We start from the raw sequence: 293 nt of genomic DNA, 5'->3' as shown, positions 1-293 counted from the left end.
CCTGGACCAGGTTCTCCGCCCACTTGGTGGCGATCTTGCGGCGGTTCCAGTCGAACGCCGGCAGGCCGGTGCGCAGCAGCGCCGCCCGCCAGTCGCCGTCCGCGCCAGCGGCCAGCGATGCCAGCTGCTGCTCGAGCTGGCGGTAAGCCGCCTCGGCGAGGTGCTCGCGCGCCTCGCGCAGGAACGCTTCGGGCGATTCGGCGCCGGTCACCAGGCGCAGCTGCAGCAACTGGTCGAGGTCGAGCTGGTACAGGTCGGCCACGCCCTGCACCACGCCGCTGTCGACCAGCACC

General features: G+C 72.7%; 1 protein-coding gene. It reads right to left on the bottom strand.

The features are described 5' to 3' along the window. The coding region (locus SB775_RS28660; protein WP_410864572.1) for a hypothetical protein at positions 1 to 293 on the bottom strand (293 nt) is incomplete at both ends.

It is taken from the genome of Peribacillus sp. SIMBA_075 (genome assembly GCF_046534585.1).
This window is presented reverse-complemented; position numbering and strand designations above follow the sequence as displayed.